This window comes from Larkinella terrae, assembly GCF_009668025.1.
In the GTDB taxonomy this organism is placed as follows: Bacteria; Bacteroidota; Bacteroidia; order Cytophagales; family Spirosomataceae; genus Larkinella; species Larkinella terrae.
The window spans coordinates 282,831-301,429 of record NZ_WJXZ01000015.1; the positions used below are offsets into that span (position 1 = coordinate 282,831).

Consider the following 18,599-nt stretch of genomic DNA (forward strand, 5'->3'; position numbering starts at 1 on the left):
TTAGAAATATCTGGCAGGGGTTTAACTAACTGGTTATCTTCTCTGTATGCGTGCTGTAATTACATCTTATAAGGGAATGAAAACGCCTGTTCAAACCGATTTGAAGCCAGCGCGGATTCTGCTCCGGAAAATTAGAAATTAATTTGACACAGCCTCCTTTTTTACAACCCGGTCAGCGTGTGGGCGTTATGGCCATGGCCAGCCGTCTGGAGTATGACTCTCTCGAACCGGCTTTCCGGATTCTTCGCGACGACTGGCAACTGGACGTCGTTGAAGGTGAATCGCTCCGGAGCAGCTATTTCCAATTTGCCGGTGACGACGACCTGCGCCGACGCGACCTGCAACAGATGCTCGACGATCCGGACATTCGGGCCATTTTCTCCGCCCGTGGGGGCTACGGCAGCTACCGGATTCTTGATCAACTGGACTTTACCCGATTCCTGAAAAATCCGAAATGGATCATCGGTTTTAGCGACATCACGGTGATTCACTGCCATTTGCACCGGTTGGGCGTGCAGAGCCTACATGCCATCATGCCCCGCTTATTCGGGAATGAAGGCGTCGCCGACTCCATCGAAACCTTACGCCAGTGCCTTTTTGGGGAATCCATTGCTCCCTACACCAGCCCGGCCAATTCCCTCAACCGGGCCGGAACGGCGGCCGGTCAACTGGTTGGCGGCAATCTGGCGCTGCTGTTGCACACCCTAGGAACACCCTCGGACATTGACCTGACCGGCAAGCTTTTCTTCATTGAAGACATCGACGAAACGCTTTTTTCGCTGGATCGCATGATGATTCAGCTCCGACGCTCCGGTCGACTCGCGAATCTGGCCGGGATGGTGGTCGGGCAGTTCACGGACATGCGCATCAATGAAACGGCGCCCTTCGGAAAAACCGCCAACGAGATCATTGCCGAGCATCTTGGCGGGTACAATTTCCCGGTTTGCTTTGATTTCCCGGTCGGCCATGTCGCCCGAAATCTGGCCATGCCGGTTGGGAAGGATGCAGAATTGGAGGTCAATGAGCAAGGAAGTCGATTGACTTTCTAATGAAAAATATCCAATGTAAAATGATGAATGTAAAAGTGACTGGCGCGGATAGGCAACGTCTAAGTTAGGAAATATCGAATACTGAATATCGAATAACGAATAACTAATAACGAAGGAATGAATGAGCGGAGGTATGATCTGGAAGATCGACTTATCAATTTTTCGGCAGAATTGATTGCGGTTGTTGAGGAACTGCCACCAACGAAAGCTTCCAGTCATCTTGGTGGTCAACTGCTACGATCTGGCACAGCTCCTGCCCTTCATTATGGTGAGGCTCAAAGCGCTGAATCCCAAAAAGATTTTATCCACAAGATGAAAGGTGCGCTCAAAGAACTCCGGGAATCCCATATCAATTTACGCATACTTGAAAAAGTAAACCTGCTTGGCTCAGCAGATTTACCCACATTAGTAGAATGCAACGAATTAATTCGAATCTTCAAAAAAAGCATCGAAACCGCGGAACGAAATCTCTCCAAGTAAATTGCTACGAGCCCAACTTCGTTATTCGTTAATTTATCGCCAACTATGAGATTTTTGACCGCGTAGCGGTTGAATGTTTGTAGAAGAATGTCAATTTGAGCTAATAAGCGTGCCTTTAGGTACGCAATCAGTTTAGGCTGTAGCGTACCTAAAGGCACGCGGGAGGCATTTGGTAACGGCTTTTCTACAAACATGTCGTGCCTATGGCACTTAATCGACTCATAATCAATCACCAAATCTCATAGTTCACGTTAAATTATTTTTTCTTCACACTTGCCGTTCCGGTTCCTTTCCACTGCTCCATATAATCAACGGTCAGCTGGCAAAGGGCTTTAACACCCAGGCCAAAACCGCTTTCGTCGATGTGAAAGTCCGGCGTGTGGTGCGGGGCCGCATCTTCCAGTTTGGTGCCTTTCGGCATACCGCCCAGGAAAAAGAAAAAACCGGGTACTTTTTGCTGAAAGAACGAAAAGTCTTCGGCACCGGTGTCGAGCGGGCGGATTTGCACATGATCCTTTCCGGCCACGGCTTCGAGCGTCGGCACCATCTGGTCGGTCAGCGCCGGATCGTTGTACGTCACCGGATACATCACGTCGATTTTCACATCGGCCCTGGCTCCGGCACTTTCGGAGATATTCGTCGCCACTTCGTTGATCCGGCGATGAATGGTTTTCTGCATTTCCGGCGTAAACGAACGAATGGTTCCGATCATGTTGACTTCTTCCGGAATGATGTTCTGCCGGATTCCGCCGTGCACCGCGCCCACCGTCACCACCGCCGGGAATTCCGTAATCGGCAGATTCCGGCTGACGATCGTTTGCAGCCCCATCACAATCTGCGAGCTCGTCACGATCGGATCGACGCCCGACCACGGAGCGGCCCCGTGCGTCTGTTTTCCTTTCACCTTAACGCTGAAAAAATCAACGGCCGCCATCGTCGCGCCCGGCCGGTATTTAATCGTACCCACTTCGGTTTGCGAATTGATATGCAGGCCAAAAATGGCGTCGACTTTCGGATTCTCCAGTACGCCTTCCTTCACCATCAACTGCGCTCCGCCTTCTTCACCCGCCGGTGGCCCTTCTTCGGCGGGCTGGAAAATAAACTTAACGGTGCCTTTCAGGTCGTTTTTGACACTGGCCAACACCTCGGCCACGCCCATCATGATGGCCACGTGTGAATCATGTCCGCAAGCGTGCATCACCCCGGTTTTCTGACCGTTGAACTCGGTGGTTACGGTCGATTTAAATGCCAGATCGCCCCGTTCGGTGACCGGCAAACCGTCCATATCGGCCCGTAGCGCAACAACGGGGCCCGGTTTTCCGCCTTTCAAAATACCGACGACGCCGGTTTTGGCCACATTGGTTTTTACTTCGATTCCCAACGAATGCAGGTGAGCGGCTACTTTGGCGGAGGTCTGAAATTCGCGGTTGCCCAATTCCGGATTCTGGTGAATCTCACGACGCCAAGCAATGACCTTTTTTTCCAGGCCATCGGCGGTTTTATTCACCTGGCTTTTCAGGGGCGACTGAGCCTGCAAAGCAAAAGGCAAAAGAGTGCAAAAAAGTGCGTAAACAGTCTTATTACTCATTTTTAAACGTATTTTGTAAGTACAAATGATTCACATCAGCGAGACAAGCGGATTGTTTTGTTTTCTAATTACGGTAAATTTTAACAAAAAATGGCAATAGAATATGCCAATAAAAGGGTTTTGCATTGCGTATGATAAATTTTGAGTAAAATGGAAAAATACAACAATCGCCAGATGCGTTGTTCACTCCATGAAAACCCAGGAAGCAGTTAATTATCAGACAATCTAATAGTTACCCCTATTTCCAAACTCATCTCGCCCGGGATGCACCGCCCTGAAATGACAATCGGGCGGTTTTGTTTCGTCAACGACAAAGGTTTTATTTTATTTATTATTAACTTGATCATATATCTGCCAATCTTAATAAGACATTTTTATAAGTACATTTAAAAAAATTGTCGCCAAACTATTTTTTTGGTTTATTTATTGCGGATATAGAAGTAGTTTTGCATCCATTTTTTTTACGTTCATCCAAACATAACCTATCTATGAGAAAACGTTTAGCCGGATTCTGGCTGATGTGCGTGCTTTTTGCCCTGCCCGCATTAGCCCAGGATCGGACGGTGACCGGTAAAGTCACCTCATCCGACGACGGCTCCACTCTCCCGGGTGTGAGCATTCAACTCAAAGGTACCAGCCGCGGTACTACCACTGATTCAGACGGAAATTACAGTCTGCCCAATGTTCCGACCAACGCCCGCCTGGTTTTTAGCTTCATCGGAACCGCTACCCAGGAGATTGAGGTAGGAAATCAATCCACGATTAACGTACAATTGAAATCGGACGCCAGCCAGCTGTCTGAAGTCGTTGTTACGGCACAGGGGATCGAACGCGACCGTCGCTCGCTGGGGTATTCAACGCAGGATGTCCGGGGTGATGTGCTGGCCCAACGGTCGGAACCCAACGTCCTGAACGCCCTGCAAGGCAAACTCGCCGGGGTAAACATTACGCCTTCCAGCGGTGCGCCCGGTGCTTCCACCAACATCAACATCCGCGGGATTACGTCGTTTAACGGAAGTAACCAGCCGCTGATCGTGGTCGATGGCGTTATTTTTAACAACGACGTTAACCGGAACCCGTCGACGGACAACTCGCTTTTCAGCGCGCAGGCATCCAACCGGCTGGCCGACATCAACCCGGAAAGCATCGAGTCCATCAACGTGCTGAAAGGACCAGCCGCTTCGGTTCTGTACGGTTCCCGCGCATCCGCCGGAGCCATTGTCATCACGACAAAAACCGGGCGTAATATGAAAGGGAAAACCGAAGTAACCTTTAATTCTTCTTTTAATGTACAAAACGTTTACGGATTGCCTCCGTTGCAGAACGACTACGGACAAGGTACACAAAATAACTTCGTCAACACATCCGCTAACTCCTGGGGTCCTAAATTCGGCGGTAGCCTGACCCAGGTGACGACCCTGCAGGGTAACACGGTTCCTTACCAGGCGTATCCAAACAACGTCAAGGATTTTTACAACCAAGGCAGTGTCTGGCAGAACTCTTTCAACATCGCTTCGGGCGACGAACGGCGCAACTACATCCTGGCCGTTGGAAATACCATGCAAAAAGGGATTGTTCCGAACTCTAAATTTGACCGGACGAACATTCAGGTCGGTGGTGAAACCAAACTGCAGAACGGCCTGAAACTGAGCAGTACGGTTACCTACGTAAAAACCGCCCAGAACGGAACGCCGGTTGGTAACGGGGGTAGTGCCTTCGGACAGATCACCCGGATTCCGCGGAGCTTCGACCTGAACGGAACACCTTATCAGGATGCGCAGGGAAAAAGTATTTACTACTCGACTACCCAAAACCACCCGTTGTGGAGCGCCTACAATGAGACGATGAAAAGCCAGGTTGACCGGGTTTTCGGTAACTTCCAGGTGGGTTACGACTTCACGAAGTGGCTGACCGTTTCGTACCGCGTTACGGCTGATACGTACACCGACCGTCGGAAAATGAGCTTCGCAATTGGGTCGGCCCGCGGCCCGGCAGGTCAGATTATCGAAGATATGTTCTGGCGGTCGGAGTTGAACGGTGACCTCCTGATCAACGCCCACAAGGACAACCTGTTCCTGGAAGGTCTGAATGCCAACGTGTTGCTGGGCAATAACATCAACCAGCGGAGAGATCAGAACACCACTCTGTCGGCGCAGCAATTGACCATTCCGGGCTTTTACAACGTCAGCAACGGTTCGGTTTTCACGGCCAGCCAGGAGAACAACACGATGCGCCGTCTGGTCGGTTACTACGGTCAGGTGTCACTGGGTTATCAGAACTACCTGTTTCTGGAATTGTCAGGACGGGTGGATCAGTCATCGACCCTGCCGAAGTCCAACAATACATACTTCTACCCGGCCGCTTCCGTCAGTTTTGTTCCGACCGACGCTTTCAAGCTCAATTCGAACGTGCTGTCGTATGCCAAAGTACGCGCCAGCGTCGCCCGGGTGGGCCGCGATGCGGACCCCTATTTGCTGAACTCGGTTTTCGTAGCTTCCAGCTACGGTAACAATTCCGCCAGCATCACATTCCCGATTTCGGTGGGTGGTGCCAGCCTGCCGGGCTTTAGCCCCAGCACCCGGATTGGCAACAACAACCTGACGCCCGAGTTTGTCCGTTCGTACGAATTTGGCCTGAATTTGGGTCTGTTCCGCAACCGGGCCAGTCTTGATGTGGCTTACTTCGACACGCGCAGTACCAACCAGATCTTCAACGTTTCGGTTTCTAACTCAACCGGTTACGATACCCGCACGACGAACGTAGGTGCCCTGAGCAACAAAGGAATTGAATTGGTACTGAACACGACGCCGGTTCGTTTGCAAAACGGTTTCAAATGGGATCTGGTGCTGAACATCACCCGGATTCGGAACAAAGTGGAAGAAATCGCTCCGGGCGTAACGCAGTCGCCGATTACGGGGGGCGCGTTCATCGGAATCAACCCGTCGATCGTAGTGGGTCAGCCGTACGGTGTCATTGTCGGAACGGCCAACGCCCGCAGCCCGCAGGGACAATACCTGATCAACCCGAATACCGGTTTGTTCGTACCGGGTATTGCCGGACAGGTAATTTCCAACCCGAACCCGAACTGGACGGCTGGTTTGACCAACACGTTCAGCTACAAAGGTTTATCGCTGTCGGTTCTGTTTGATACCCGTCAGGGCGGCCAACTGTACTCGTTCGGTGCGGTCGATTTGCGCGGCCAGGGTCACCTAGCTGTGACTGGTATTGACCGCGATCAGCCGCGTATTCTGCCCGGTGTGATCGAAGTAACCAACGCCGACGGTTCGAAAACGTATAATCCGAACAACATTCAGTTGAGCGCCCAAAACTACTGGGCGAACCTGGGTGGTCTGGCTTCCGAAGCTGCGGTTTTCGACGCAACGGTTTACCGCCTGCGCGAACTGGCCCTGAATTACAGCTTGCCTGCCAGCGTGATTGGCAAAACGCCTTTCGGTGCGGTTTCCATCGGGGTTAGCGGTCGTAACCTGTGGTTCTATGCTCCCAACTACATGGGTGATCCTGAAACCAACACCCAGGGTGCCGGTAACATCCAGGGACTTGATTTGAACGGTATTCCCAACACGCGGAATTACGGTGTTAACCTGCGGCTTACGTTTTAATCACCTTCATCACTTTTTCGAAAATGAAGATTTCAAGCTATAAAAAATTTCTGTTGGTACCCATTCTGCTTTCCATGGGTGCCTGTAGCAAGTACCTCGACGTCAACGTGACGCCGAACAACCCGACGGAAGTAACCCCACCCGTTTTGCTGCCTTCAGCACTCGCCGGATCGGCGTTTGCCAATAACGGCGAGCTAAACCGGTTTGGATCGGTGGTGATGAATTACCTTTCTGGTGCGGGTGGTAGCCCAACCAACTACGACCGGTTTAACACGAACGGAGCGGATTTCGGAAACCAATGGCGTTTCGACATTTACGGCGGTGCGCTGGTCGGTTACCAGAAACTGATCGAGGCTGCGGATAAAACCAATTCAAAAGCCTATACCGGGATTGCAAAAATCATGAAGGCGTATACCTTCAGCATGGCAACGGACATCTGGGGAGATATTCCCTATTCACAGGCTTTGCAGGGTGAAGCGTTTATCCAACCGCGTCTGGACAAGCAGGAGGACATCTACAAGGGCAATCAGGCTTCGGGCATCCAGAGTCTGTTTGATATGGTTCGGGAAGGTCTGGCCGATCTGGAAGCAACCAGTACGTCGAAACCGGGCGCCGACGACATTGTATACGGTGGAACGATCGACAACTGGAAACGGGCCGGTTACACCCTGATGCTGAAAATGGCCAACACGATCAGCAAAAAAGAACCGGCGCTGGCGAAAACCATCATCACGGAAGTACTGACCAAAAATCTGTACATCACCAGCAACGCCCAGGATCTGAACGTTAAATTCGGAAGCAGCGTGGGTAGTACCAGTGCCATCTGGAACCTGGCGGTTTTCGGCTCATTCAGCAACGAGCTGATTCTGAGCACGCGCTTTCTGAATGTACTCCGGCCGAATTCGGCGGATCCGACCAAAACCGATCCACGGCTGCCGGTTTTCTTCACCAAACCGTCAACCGATTACGTTTCGATTGACAACGGTTTTGCCGGTACGCTGCCCACACCGACCACCACCTGGTCGCGTTACAATGCCTACGTGACGGGTGCGCAGGGCGAAGGCCCGGTGCGGCTGATCACCAACTTCCAGCGTGCTTTTATCCTGGCCGAATCAGCCCTGATTCTGGGTACGCCGGGTGATCCGCAGGCGCTGTATACGGAAGGCATCACGGCTTCGATGAAACTGGCCGGTATTACGGATGCAGCAATCGCGGCTTACCTGACAGCAAACCCGAATATTGCTACGCTGACGGGAACGAACGAGCAAAAACTCGAGCAGATCATCACGCAAAAGTGGATTGCCTGGACGGGCAACGGCCTGGAATCCTGGAACGACTGGCGTCGGACTGGCTATCCCAAGCTGACGGCTTCACAGAACGCCGTGGGTATCGACGGAACACGTCCGGTACGGGCAGCTTACATCACGCAGGAAATCGAGCGGAATCCGAACTTCCCGAACCCGGGTCCGCAATCCAACGTGAAAGTGTGGTGGGATGTTGATTAATCGGTCATTCGTTAACGAACTTTACTCATGAAAAAAATAGCGTTTCAATTTCTTTTACTCACCGTATTCGCGCTGGCTGGTGTGTCCTGCAAAGACGACGGCGTCTACAGCGATCTGGTTCGGGACAACCGTCCCGCCGTTCCGGTTACTTATACCGGAGCCACAACGTACGGTTTTGACCCCTACTACGAAGTCTCCACGGCGGCTGGTGGTAACATTAAAATCTCGATCTCGATCCCCGCTTCCAGTGGCCGGACCATCAAAGAGATCACGCGGGTTGCGGCCGGTGCTACCAGCATCAACGTTGCCACGCTGAACACGGTTTCGACGAACTACATTGCGGCTCCGATTGCCGGAAGTGGTACAACGGTCGATTTTACGACTACACTGAAGGATTTTGCCGCCAAGCGGCCAGCCGTTGCCATTACGCCGGTGGCCTTGCCGAACTTCCGGGAAATTGCGTTTATGTTTCTTGTAACGCTGGATGACGGCTCGCAGATCGTTGCCCAACCCGTTCGAATTCGGGTGCTGGCGTAACGCCTGAACTTCCTTAAACAGAAAAACCGCTCCAGCGCTGGAGCGGTTTTTCTGTTTGTAAGATTCCGGTTTTATTCCACGCCTTTCACCTGCATCTCAATGGTATAAACCGACTCGCTGGCGGTAATGAAAAGTGTATTACGGTTTTTCCCGCCAAAACAAATGTTACCGACCCAGCGCGACGGAACCGGAATCACCTGGAGTTTTTCGCCCGCCGGGCTATAAACCGTTACGCCCCGACCGCTCAGGTAAACATTGCCCTGATTATCCAGCGTCATGCCATCCGAGCCCTGCGAAACGAAAAGCTGGCGGTTGGTCAGCGAACCATCGTCGTTGATCTGGTATTTATACGTTTTGCTGGCCCGAATGTCGGCGACGTAGAGAAACTTACCGTCGGGCGTACCCACAATGCCGTTGGGCTGCAACAGGTCGCCATCGACAACCACGGCTTCTTTTTTTCCTTTGGGCAGGTAATATACCTTCTGGCCTTCGAGATCCGGTTTTTTCCGCTCCCAGTAATCCCGCTGATAATACGGATCGGTGAAGTAAATACCGCCTTTCGAATCGATCCACAAATCGTTGGGGCCGTTGTAGCGTTTGCCTTCGAAATCGGTCATCAAAACCGTCACCTTCTTCTTCGGACTGATCGACCACAATTCGTCTTTTTCGTCGGCGCAGGAGATCAGGTTGCCTTTCCGGTCAAAGTAAAGTCCGTTGGAGCGACCGGTTTTATCCATGTACAAGCTCAGATTGCCGTCGGTGTCGTATTTCCAGATTTTATCGTTAGGCTGGTCGGTGAAATAGATGTCCCCTTTCTTATTGACCGCCGGGCCTTCGGTAAATTTAAACTGACTGGAAATCTGCTTCGGTGTAGCGCCGGGAGCGGTAACTTTTACGGAGTCGGCTCCGCCGGTTTTAGGCCCGTAACTGAAGCCTTTTTGGGCACAAAGAAACAGCACCGCGAAAAAGAGTCCGGCTTTTCTACTGGAAATCATAGGAATGGTTTTGAGGTTCAGGAATGTGCAAATATAGCAGAATCCGCTTACCACGGCACTTCCCGCTTGTCTTTCCAGAACTTGCCGGTTTCGCGTTGGGCGGCTTCGGTGGCCAGCCAAACCGCCGTTTCGGCGCCTTTCTCGAGCGAGCGATTGGCACCGAAACCTCCCATGTCAGTTTGTACCCAACCCGGATTAACGCAGTTTACGGCAATATTTTTACCGGCCACCGCCGAAGAAAATTGCCGGGTCATGGCGTGCAGGGCGGTTTTTGAGAGACTGTAGGCCGGATAACTATCCTGCATGTGCGTGAGCGAGCCCAGGTCGCTCGTCATGTTGATAATGCGCCCGCCGGTTTTGCTTTTTTCCAGAAAGGGGAGAAAATCCTGAATCACCATGATGGGGCCAATCAGGTTGGTTTTGAGCGCCCGTTCCAGTGATTCGATGTTGAGTTTACATATCGACACGTGCCGGTCGGTTTCTTCCAGGATGGCCGCATTATTTACGAGCACATCCAAATGACTGGCTTTTTGGGAAAAGGCACCAGTCGCATTTTTAATGCTGACCGGGTCGGTAACATCCATGTGGAGAAAAATGGCTTCGTGCCCTTGCCCACATAGGTCATGAACGGCAGCACGACCCTTTTCGATGTCGCGGGAGGCCATAAAAACCGCATAGCCTTTTTTGCACAATTCCAGCGAGATTTCTTTTCCGAGCCCCCGGTTCGCTCCGGTAACTAAGGCAACTCTTTCGTGATTGGTGTTCATAACTTCAATGATTGAACTGTAGACCTGAACTATGCCGAGCCGGAGCTTTGGCATTTATTCCAATCAAATCTACAATTCAAGCATCGAAATTGTTCAAAAAGCGATCCAGCTTCAGGTTTCAAAAGGCATCCATGATTGCACAATCAATGCGCTAATTCTTATATCTTACTAAACGGGGCTTATGAATCTTTCCCCAAGGCTTTAACGGCCCCATAGAGCATATCGGTCATTTTGCGGGAACTTTCATCTCCCAGGATATCCGCATAGCGACGCATCAGGTTGTCCCACGCTTTTTTGATATCCGGTAACATAACAATTCCTTTTTCCGTGGCGTAAACCAGCGTGTGTTTCCCTTCGATCTTCCGCTCAACCAGTTTTTTCAATTCGAGTTTTTCGATCAAACGGGTAATGGTCGAGGGCGTTAAATGCAGTTCGCCACTCAATTCTTTCGGTTGAATACCCGGATTTTCGATGGCTTCTTTCAACACAAAAGCATGGGAAGCCGTCAGGCCCAAACGACCAAATTCGTCGTCGGAAATGTTAGTCATTACTCTCGCTAATGCATTTGCCGTGAAATTCAGGCAATTGCTGTACTTAGAAATCCTCTTTTTCTCTGCGATCATGATTGCTAGGGTTTTTAATTTAGCACACTTTTTATGTTACCGATTTGTAAATATAACGAACTTAATTAAACTTAGTTTGTCAAAACAACTGAATTTCGAATTTTTCGAAGGATTTGTTACCATATTGTTAACACAAATGACTATAGTTTTACCAGAATTCAAAAACCCGCGATAGTTGTTGATACAATTAAGTTATTAAACGGTATTTAGATGCAATATTATTGCGGACAAGTACAATAATTTAACGGAAGATGCCCCCATTATCATGAAATTATCCACATACAACAATCTATTCGTTCGCACGGAATCCTCAGCTGTTTGGCCGGTTGATCATCAAATCCGGTCCAACTATTTGGCTGGCAAATGAATTTCAGCCATCATGCACCGCGCCGAACCGCCCCCGTTGCGTTCAATCGTTCCCAGATCGAAGTGGAACAGCGTTGCGAAATCGTCCAGCTCGTCGCGCTGCCGAACCGTCAGTGAATCAAACGCCTGCGTCGACATGATCAGCAGCTTCTGGCCTTTCCGGCTCGTCACCAGCAACATATTCCCGGCAAAATGGGCCATTTGCTCCATCGTTATATCAATCACGTGCTTTCCACTGTTTACCAGCGATTGCCGCACCATCAGCCTTTCGTCGGGGTTGACAATGGCCGCCAGACAGACTATAGCAAAAACGTCGCCAATGCACATCACCACGTTGGTGTGGTAAACCGGAATGCCTGCCGCATCCACTGCGGAGAAGGTTACCACACTGTAACCGGTTTTTTCTGCAAATTCGGCCAGCACAACCGCGTCCGTTCGGGGCGACAAACAGGCGTAGGCAACCCGCTTCATCCGATCAAACACTAAACTGCCGGTGCCTTCCAGGTATTTGCCTTCCTGCTCAAAATGCGTCAGATCGATAATCCGGGCCACATCAAACTTCCGGCTCAGGTCATCGATGATATCCATCCGCCGTTCGAGCCGCCGGTTGGGCGCTTCCATCGGATATACAACAACCGTACCGCTGTAATGAAAGGATACCCAGTTGTTGGGAAAAATAGAATCGGGCGTGTGGGATTCCGGCAAATCATCATAAATGATGACATTGACACCGGCGGCAATCAACTGATGCGTCATTTCATCAAATTCACGCAGGGCATTTTGCTGAACTTCATCCCGGTTTTGGGTTGCCATTTTCCGGTCCTGAAACGAGTTGCTTCCGGCGGTTTGTTCATTGAAGCCAAACCGTACGGGTCGGATCATGAGTAGGTTCGAGGTGGCCTGGGCTTGCATAGGGATAGGTGTTAGGGTTATAATTCGGCGCGTAACAAAGGTAAGCTCATGCAATGAGAACCGCCCCGCGCCCGCGACAATTCTGCCGATGGCAGCATGATAAACGTATTTTCCAGCGTTTCCGGGTCGGCCTCCCCGCGCTCAAACCGGTCGAGCAGGTCGGCGGCCCGAACGGTTTCAAATCCGGCCTGCCGAAACGCTTCGAGGGTTTTGTCGTTGCGGTCGTAACCAATCACCACGCCGTCTTTCAACGCCAGTAAATTACACGAATCCGTCCATTGCTCGCGGGCACCGAACGGAAATTCGTTGTTGCCGGAATAGATAAATTTCACCGGCTCCGCACAACCCAAATCGTCGCGACTGATGGACGTGAGCAGATCTTCCAGGTTTTCAATCTCAAGGGGTTTGTGTTCGGCGCCTTTCAAAAACTGAATGATGCGAAGTTGATCCGGAACGTCTTTCGGCGCCAGAAAATGTAGCAGGTCGCGTTTTTTGGCATCATCCCCAACCCGCCCGAGCGACCCCAGCAATACCCACACGTTGCGTTTTACCTGCGTGAAGATGGTGTCAATGTGCATGTAATCCCGCTTTTTGGGGATTTTTATAATGGTCACTTTTTCAACCACATTCCTGTCGAACAACAACCGGATCACCTGCTGGGCGGCATAGGGCGTGGTTCGTTCGCTGCACCCAATTAACAGGTGGTTTTTTGACACCATCATGACGTCTCCCCCTTCGAGCGTCGAGCGCGAATAGTCGTTGCTCACTTCGTTGTCGGGCAGCAAAAAATGGTGTTCGTTGTCGGGAATTTCGATGATTTTATCCCGGTATCCACTGAATAAAGGATGGTAGAAAAAGATGTACTGCGCCAGAAAAGCTTCCCGGGTTCGGGCCAGTTTAGCCGGTTTATTGAGCAGGATGCAGTTATTAATAACGATGCCAATGTCACGCGTAAAAATAAAATTAGGCATCGGCGCAAACAACATTGTGCGATCGGGCAATGAACCGGAGATCAGAATTTTGGATAATTCGACCGGATCGTAAGTATATAACTGACTCTGAATGTGAAAACTACAGCGTTCGACGGCACAAATGCCCGAAATCAGGCGGGTCCGAATCACTTCATCTTCCAGAATTTCGGTCAGCAGATACTGAATATCGATCACGGCGTTGGAATGGAAATACGCCGGGTGATCCGGTTTGAAAAAATTGCGCTCCGGATCGGCATTGATCTCGGCCAGTTTGCCGCGAATTTTATCCGGATCGAGAAAATACAGCAGCAGTTTTACGAAGTAGTCATATTCATCTTTCCGCATCGTTTCCAGATGAACAATGTCCTCAAAAAGCCAGTCCTGCGCCTTGGACGGGACGACTTTGCCCAGGCCCCGATCCGGGCTGTGAATCAGCAGGCGCTTCAACGAACCGACTTCCGAAGTCACCCTGATTTCCTGTGTACGTACCTCATGATTGCTGCTTTGCATAGAACCGATTACCAAAAAGAGACATTTCTTCTACCTGCAAGGTAAGGTTTTGGGTACTGAAAAAAAAAGTCGGAAAGGGTCTGCTCACGAAATGCCGTGAGCGTCAACTTTTAACGGGTATAAATTGTTACCTGATCGTGTAGCTGTCGTTGCATCTCATTACCTTTGCGGTTTAATTAAGTAGTAATCAATCGTCCGTTATGCTAACTATTAGCAATTTACAAGCGTCTATTGGCAGTAAAGAAATATTGAAAGGTATCAACCTGGAAGTCAAAGCCGGTGAAGTACATGCGATTATGGGGCCTAACGGTTCCGGCAAAAGCACGCTCGCATCGGTGTTGGCAGGTCGCGAAGATTACGACGTGACCGACGGCAGCGTACTTTTCGAAGGCAAAGACCTGCTGGATCTGGCCCCGGAAGAAAGGGCGGCCGAAGGGATTTTCCTGGCTTTTCAGTACCCGGTTGAGATTCCCGGCGTCAGTACCACCAACTTTCTGAAAACCGCCATGAACGAGATTCGGAAATACCGGGGGCTGGAACCGCTGGACGCCGTTCAGTTTCTGAAACTGATGAAGGAGAAAATGAAGCTGGTGAACATCGACCAGTCGTTGCTGAGCCGGTCGCTGAATGAAGGGTTTTCGGGCGGGGAAAAGAAACGCAATGAAATTTTTCAGATGGCCATGCTCGAACCGAAACTGGCCATTCTGGACGAAACCGACTCCGGTCTGGACATCGATGCGCTCCGGATTGTGGCCGAAGGTGTTAACCAGTTGCGTTCACCGGAACGGTCTACCATCGTGGTTACGCACTACCAGCGTCTGCTCGATTACATTGTGCCCGACTATGTGCACGTGTTATATAAAGGTCGTATTGTCAAATCTGGTCCGAAAGAACTGGCTTTCGAACTGGAAGAAAAAGGCTACGACTGGATCAAAGCAGAAGTGGAAACGGTTTAAATTTTATAATTATGAATGATGGGTTATGAACGGTGAATTGATTGGTTGACGCTAACAATTTTTAATTCATAATTCCTCATTCATAACTCATCATTCACGAATGAATAATCAGCCCAATAACGATCTCAAATCCAAGCTACTGGCGGATTTTCGGACCTCGGAAGAGCGGATGAACGGCGCCAGCAAGTCGGCGTTGCACCAAATCCGGCGCGAAGCCCTCAACCAGTTCGATCGACTGGGTTTTCCAACCGTCAAGCACGAAGAGTGGAAATATACCAATGTCAATAGTTTAATCAAGGAAGTATTTGAATTCAATGCGTCTTCCGATATAACCGTCGACGATCTGGCCCAACTGGAATCTTCACGTTTAGAAGGGAACGTTCTGTATTTTGTCAATGGTCAGTACCAGCCGCAGTTGTCGAAAATTGTGAGTCCGGCCAGCCAGCTCACCATTACGACGCTGGCCGAAGCCGTCAAAACCACACCGGATCTGCTGACTCAATACTTTGCCAAATACGCTGACTACCAGGACAATGCATTTACGGCACTGAATACCGCTTTTGCCCAGGATGGCGTGGTGATCAATGTGCCGGCGAATGTGGCTGTGGAAGCGCCGACCATTTTGCGGTTTATTTCCGATGCGCGGCAGTTAAACGTGGCCTCACAGCCCCGCAACCTGTTCATTGTCGGTGAAAAAGCGGAAATAAAAATTGCCGAGTCCTTCCGGACACTGGGCGATCAGGCCAGCTTTACCAACGTCGTCACGGAAATCGTCGTGGCCGAAGACGCTCAGGTGGAATATTACAAAATCCAGAACGAGTCGGACATGGCGTACCACATCGGCACGACGCAGGTTCATCAGAAAGACCGCAGCCACTTCTACTCGGCGACGGTAACGCTCGATGGCGGTTTTATCCGCAACAACCTGAACATCGCCCTCGACGGTTCGGAATGCGAAGCGCACATGTACGGTTTGTATTTCCCAAACGGTCGCCAGCACATCGATAATCACACGCTGGTGGATCACCGCAAACCCAATTCGCACAGCAACGAACTCTATAAAGGAATCCTGGAAGATCGTTCAACGGGCGTTTTCAACGGCAAGATCTTCGTCCGCCAGGATGCCCAGAAAACCAACGCTTACCAGTCGTGCAAAAACGTGGTGCTTTCGAATGACGCCACGATGAACACCAAACCGCAGCTGGAAATCTTTGCAGACGACGTGAAATGTTCGCACGGCACCACCACCGGCAAACTGAACGAGGAAGCCTTGTTTTATCTCCGTTCGCGCGGTATTCCGAAAGAAGAAGCCCAGTCGCTGCTGATGTACGCCTTTGCCGAGGATGTGATCCAAAAAATCAAAATTGACGCTCTCCGCGAGCAAATCGAGCGAAGGATTCAGGCCAAACTCGCCCGGTAGTTTTAATGAACCGCACGGGCGGCCCCGAATGAATAATTTACAATGAATAATGAAGGGTTAACGCACGTTGATTGATGATTTATTGTTCATTATTCATTGTTAATTGTTCATTACACATATGCAAACTGCGACACACGAAATTCTTGATATAGCTGCCATTCGCCGGGATTTTCCCATTCTTGATCAGGTGGTGAATGGTCGGCAACTGGTTTATTTTGACAACGCAGCCACCACGCAAAAACCGCTCCCGGTTCTCAACGCCCTCGCCCGGTATTACGAAGGTTACAACGCCAACATTCACCGGGGCATTCACACGCTGGCCGAAAAGGCAACTTCAGCATTCGAAGCGTCGCGCCGGGCGATTCAGCAGTTTCTGAATGCCGCTCACGTCGAGGAAATCATTTTCACCTATGGCACCACGGACGGCATCAACCTGGTGGCTCAAACTTACGGACGGCGGTTTTTGCAGGAAGGCGACGAAATCATCATTTCGACGATGGAGCACCACTCCAACATCGTTCCCTGGCAGATGTTGTGCGAAGAGAAAGGTTGCGTGCTGAAAGTCATTCCGATCGACGACAACGGCGATCTGATTCTGGAAGAATACGAAAAAATGCTTTCCGAGCGCACCAAATTCGTTTCGGTGGTGCACGTTTCGAACGCGATGGGGATTATCAACCCGGTTAAAACCATCATCGAAAAAGCGCACGCTGTTGGTGCAAAAGTGCTGATCGACGGCGCCCAGGCCAGTTCGCACATCGACATCGACGTTCAGGCGCTGGACACGGATTTCTACGTCTTTTCGGCCCACAAACTCTACGGCCCAACGGGCATGGGTGTTCTGTACGGCAAAAAGGACATTCTGAATGCAATGCCACCCTGGCGCGGGGGTGGCGAAATGATAAAGGAAGTTACCTTCGAGAAAACCACCTACAACGATCTGCCCTACAAATTCGAAGCCGGTACGCCCAATATTGCCGACGTCATTGCGGTTTATACGGCCCTGGAATACATCGATACGCTCGGCAAAAAGAATGTTGCGGCTTACGAGCACGGTTTGCTCGAATACGCCACCGAAGCGCTGGAAAGCATTGACGGTTTGCGGATCATCGGGACGGGCGCGCAGAAAATCAGCGTCGTATCGTTTGTGATGGACGGAATTCACCACCAGGATACCGGCGTCATTCTCGACCAGCAGGGCATCGCCGTCCGGACGGGCCACCATTGCGCCCAACCTTTAATGAGCCGGTTTGGTATTACGGGAACCACCCGGGCCTCCTTTGCGGTTTACAACACAAAAGAAGAGATTGATCGGTTGGTGCAGGGATTGTTGCGGGTTAAAAAGATGATGTTGTAACCTTAAAGTTTACTGATTATGCTTACTACGGCAACGATTATCGAAACGTTTCAAAATCTTCCACCAAAAATATCATTGGATGAAGCCGTAGAAAGGCTAATTATCCTGGACCGATATGAAAAGGCAATGGAAGAAATAGAAGATAATAAAGGCTATAAACATGAGGACGTCATCCGGGAAGCCCGCCAATGGATTCAGGAGCAGAAATAATTTGGCGTAATGAAGCAAAGGAGGATTTTCGGGACGCCTTACACTATTTGTCCCGCTCTTCTTTAAGATACGCTGAACAATGGGTAGATGAACTAAACAGGAAATTAACATTGTTGACGACCTTCCCTGAAATGGGCCGGATAGTATCTGAAAAAAATACCAGTTTCTTCCGTGAAATCTTAGTTGGCAACTACCGAGTTTTATACATCTATTTAAACAGTAAAATTACAGTTGTAGCAATCCGGCATTCTGCCAGTGATCTTGGTCGAATACAATGACAATCAACGAGAAACAAGACGAAATTATCGAAGAATTTGACCTCTTTGACGATCAGCTCGATAAGACGCAGTATATCATTGATTTAGGTAAGAAATTGCCGCCAATGCCCGTGCAGTTCCAGACGGATAATAACCTGATTCGCGGGTGTCAGTCGAAAGTGTGGCTGCATTCCGAACTGAAGGGCGATACTGTTCAATTTGAAGCCGATAGCGAGCCGACGGCCCAGATCAGTAAAGGGCTGGTGAGTTTACTGATCCGGATTCTGTCGAACGAAAAAGCCGAAGACATTGCCAAAGCCGACCTGTATTTTATTGATCGGATCGGATTGAGTAACTTAGTAACCTCACGGCGCGCGGGTGGGCTGGCGTCGATGATTCAGCAGATGAAGCAGTTTTCCGCAGCCCACAGTGATACAAACCGGCCCGCCGAACAGTCAGCGATTTAAGCAGAAAGT

General features: G+C 50.4%; 17 protein-coding genes. 11 read left to right on the forward strand and 6 right to left on the reverse strand.

The genetic code is table 11. The features are described 5' to 3' along the window. The first annotated feature begins 143 nt into the window (after positions 1 to 143). Positions 144 to 1,049, forward strand: a complete 906-nt coding sequence (locus GJJ30_RS30390; RefSeq protein ID WP_154178998.1) for a S66 peptidase family protein — start codon at positions 144 to 146, stop codon at positions 1,047 to 1,049. 117 nt (positions 1,050 to 1,166) lie between these two features. Further along, complete coding sequence (locus GJJ30_RS30395) at positions 1,167 to 1,529, forward strand: four helix bundle protein (RefSeq protein WP_154178999.1); 363 nt, start codon at positions 1,167 to 1,169, stop codon at positions 1,527 to 1,529. A 256-nt stretch (positions 1,530 to 1,785) separates the two neighbouring features. Here GJJ30_RS30395 and GJJ30_RS30400 read toward each other — a convergent pair whose 3' ends face one another. After that, entirely contained in the window at positions 1,786 to 3,117 is a 1,332-nt protein-coding gene (locus tag GJJ30_RS30400; protein ID WP_154179000.1) for an amidohydrolase, read from the reverse strand. A 488-nt stretch (positions 3,118 to 3,605) separates the two neighbouring features. Between GJJ30_RS30400 and GJJ30_RS30405 the strand changes: the two genes are divergently transcribed. Genes GJJ30_RS30405 through GJJ30_RS30415 form a run of 3 tightly spaced genes read left to right on the forward strand, consistent with a single transcriptional unit; the run spans position 3,606 to position 8,779 of the window. Next, a complete protein-coding gene (locus GJJ30_RS30405; protein ID WP_154179001.1) occupies positions 3,606 to 6,737 on the forward strand; it encodes a SusC/RagA family TonB-linked outer membrane protein in 3,132 nt (1,043 codons plus the stop codon). A gap of 23 nt (positions 6,738 to 6,760) precedes the next feature. Then, on the forward strand, positions 6,761 to 8,242 hold the full coding sequence (locus GJJ30_RS30410) for a SusD/RagB family nutrient-binding outer membrane lipoprotein (protein ID WP_154179002.1): 1,482 nt from the start codon (positions 6,761 to 6,763) through the stop codon (positions 8,240 to 8,242). Between the two features lie 27 nt (positions 8,243 to 8,269). Beyond that, positions 8,270 to 8,779: a hypothetical protein gene (locus GJJ30_RS30415; RefSeq protein WP_154179003.1), complete on the forward strand. Its 510-nt coding sequence runs from the start codon at positions 8,270 to 8,272 to the stop codon at positions 8,777 to 8,779. 71 nt (positions 8,780 to 8,850) lie between these two features. Here the strand turns inward: GJJ30_RS30415 and GJJ30_RS30420 are convergent, their stop codons facing one another. The 5 genes from GJJ30_RS30420 to GJJ30_RS30440 form a co-directional block, all read right to left on the reverse strand. Next, positions 8,851 to 9,774, reverse strand: a complete 924-nt coding sequence (locus tag GJJ30_RS30420) for an SMP-30/gluconolactonase/LRE family protein (protein WP_154179004.1) — start codon at positions 9,772 to 9,774, stop codon at positions 8,851 to 8,853. Positions 9,775 to 9,821: 47 nt separating this feature from the next. Then, positions 9,822 to 10,541, reverse strand: coding sequence for an SDR family NAD(P)-dependent oxidoreductase (locus GJJ30_RS30425; RefSeq protein ID WP_154179005.1), 720 nt, complete (start codon positions 10,539 to 10,541; stop codon positions 9,822 to 9,824). 179 nt (positions 10,542 to 10,720) lie between these two features. Next, positions 10,721 to 11,089, reverse strand: coding sequence for a MarR family winged helix-turn-helix transcriptional regulator (locus GJJ30_RS30430; RefSeq protein ID WP_229313564.1), 369 nt, complete (start codon positions 11,087 to 11,089; stop codon positions 10,721 to 10,723). Positions 11,090 to 11,512: 423 nt separating this feature from the next. Further along, complete coding sequence (gene ctlX / locus GJJ30_RS30435; protein WP_154179007.1) at positions 11,513 to 12,442, reverse strand: citrulline utilization hydrolase CtlX; 930 nt, start codon at positions 12,440 to 12,442, stop codon at positions 11,513 to 11,515. 17 nt (positions 12,443 to 12,459) lie between these two features. Beyond that, positions 12,460 to 13,923: an arginine deiminase family protein gene (locus GJJ30_RS30440; protein ID WP_154179008.1), complete on the reverse strand. Its 1,464-nt coding sequence runs from the start codon at positions 13,921 to 13,923 to the stop codon at positions 12,460 to 12,462. A gap of 200 nt (positions 13,924 to 14,123) precedes the next feature. Here GJJ30_RS30440 and sufC point away from each other — a divergent pair, with 200 nt between their 5' ends. The 6 genes from sufC to GJJ30_RS30470 all read left to right on the forward strand — a co-directional run bounded on the left by sufC (position 14,124) and on the right by GJJ30_RS30470 (position 18,590). After that, positions 14,124 to 14,879 carry a Fe-S cluster assembly ATPase SufC gene (sufC, locus tag GJJ30_RS30445; RefSeq protein WP_154179009.1) on the forward strand — a complete coding sequence of 252 codons (756 nt, stop codon included), beginning with the start codon at positions 14,124 to 14,126 and terminating at the stop codon, positions 14,877 to 14,879. 100 nt (positions 14,880 to 14,979) lie between these two features. Continuing rightward, a complete protein-coding gene (gene sufD / locus GJJ30_RS30450; protein WP_154179010.1) occupies positions 14,980 to 16,299 on the forward strand; it encodes a Fe-S cluster assembly protein SufD in 1,320 nt (439 codons plus the stop codon). A gap of 118 nt (positions 16,300 to 16,417) precedes the next feature. Continuing rightward, positions 16,418 to 17,656: a cysteine desulfurase gene (locus GJJ30_RS30455; RefSeq protein ID WP_154179011.1), complete on the forward strand. Its 1,239-nt coding sequence runs from the start codon at positions 16,418 to 16,420 to the stop codon at positions 17,654 to 17,656. A gap of 18 nt (positions 17,657 to 17,674) precedes the next feature. Further along, positions 17,675 to 17,866 carry a hypothetical protein gene (locus GJJ30_RS30460; protein ID WP_154179012.1) on the forward strand — a complete coding sequence of 64 codons (192 nt, stop codon included), beginning with the start codon at positions 17,675 to 17,677 and terminating at the stop codon, positions 17,864 to 17,866. Continuing rightward, positions 17,845 to 18,144 carry a type II toxin-antitoxin system RelE/ParE family toxin gene (locus GJJ30_RS32690; RefSeq protein WP_154179013.1) on the forward strand — a complete coding sequence of 100 codons (300 nt, stop codon included), beginning with the start codon at positions 17,845 to 17,847 and terminating at the stop codon, positions 18,142 to 18,144. Before GJJ30_RS30460 ends, GJJ30_RS32690 begins: the two co-directional genes overlap by 22 nt. Further along, entirely contained in the window at positions 18,141 to 18,590 is a 450-nt protein-coding gene (locus GJJ30_RS30470) for a SufE family protein (protein WP_154179014.1), read from the forward strand. Before GJJ30_RS32690 ends, GJJ30_RS30470 begins: the two co-directional genes overlap by 4 nt. Positions 18,591 to 18,599: the final 9 nt, after the last annotated feature.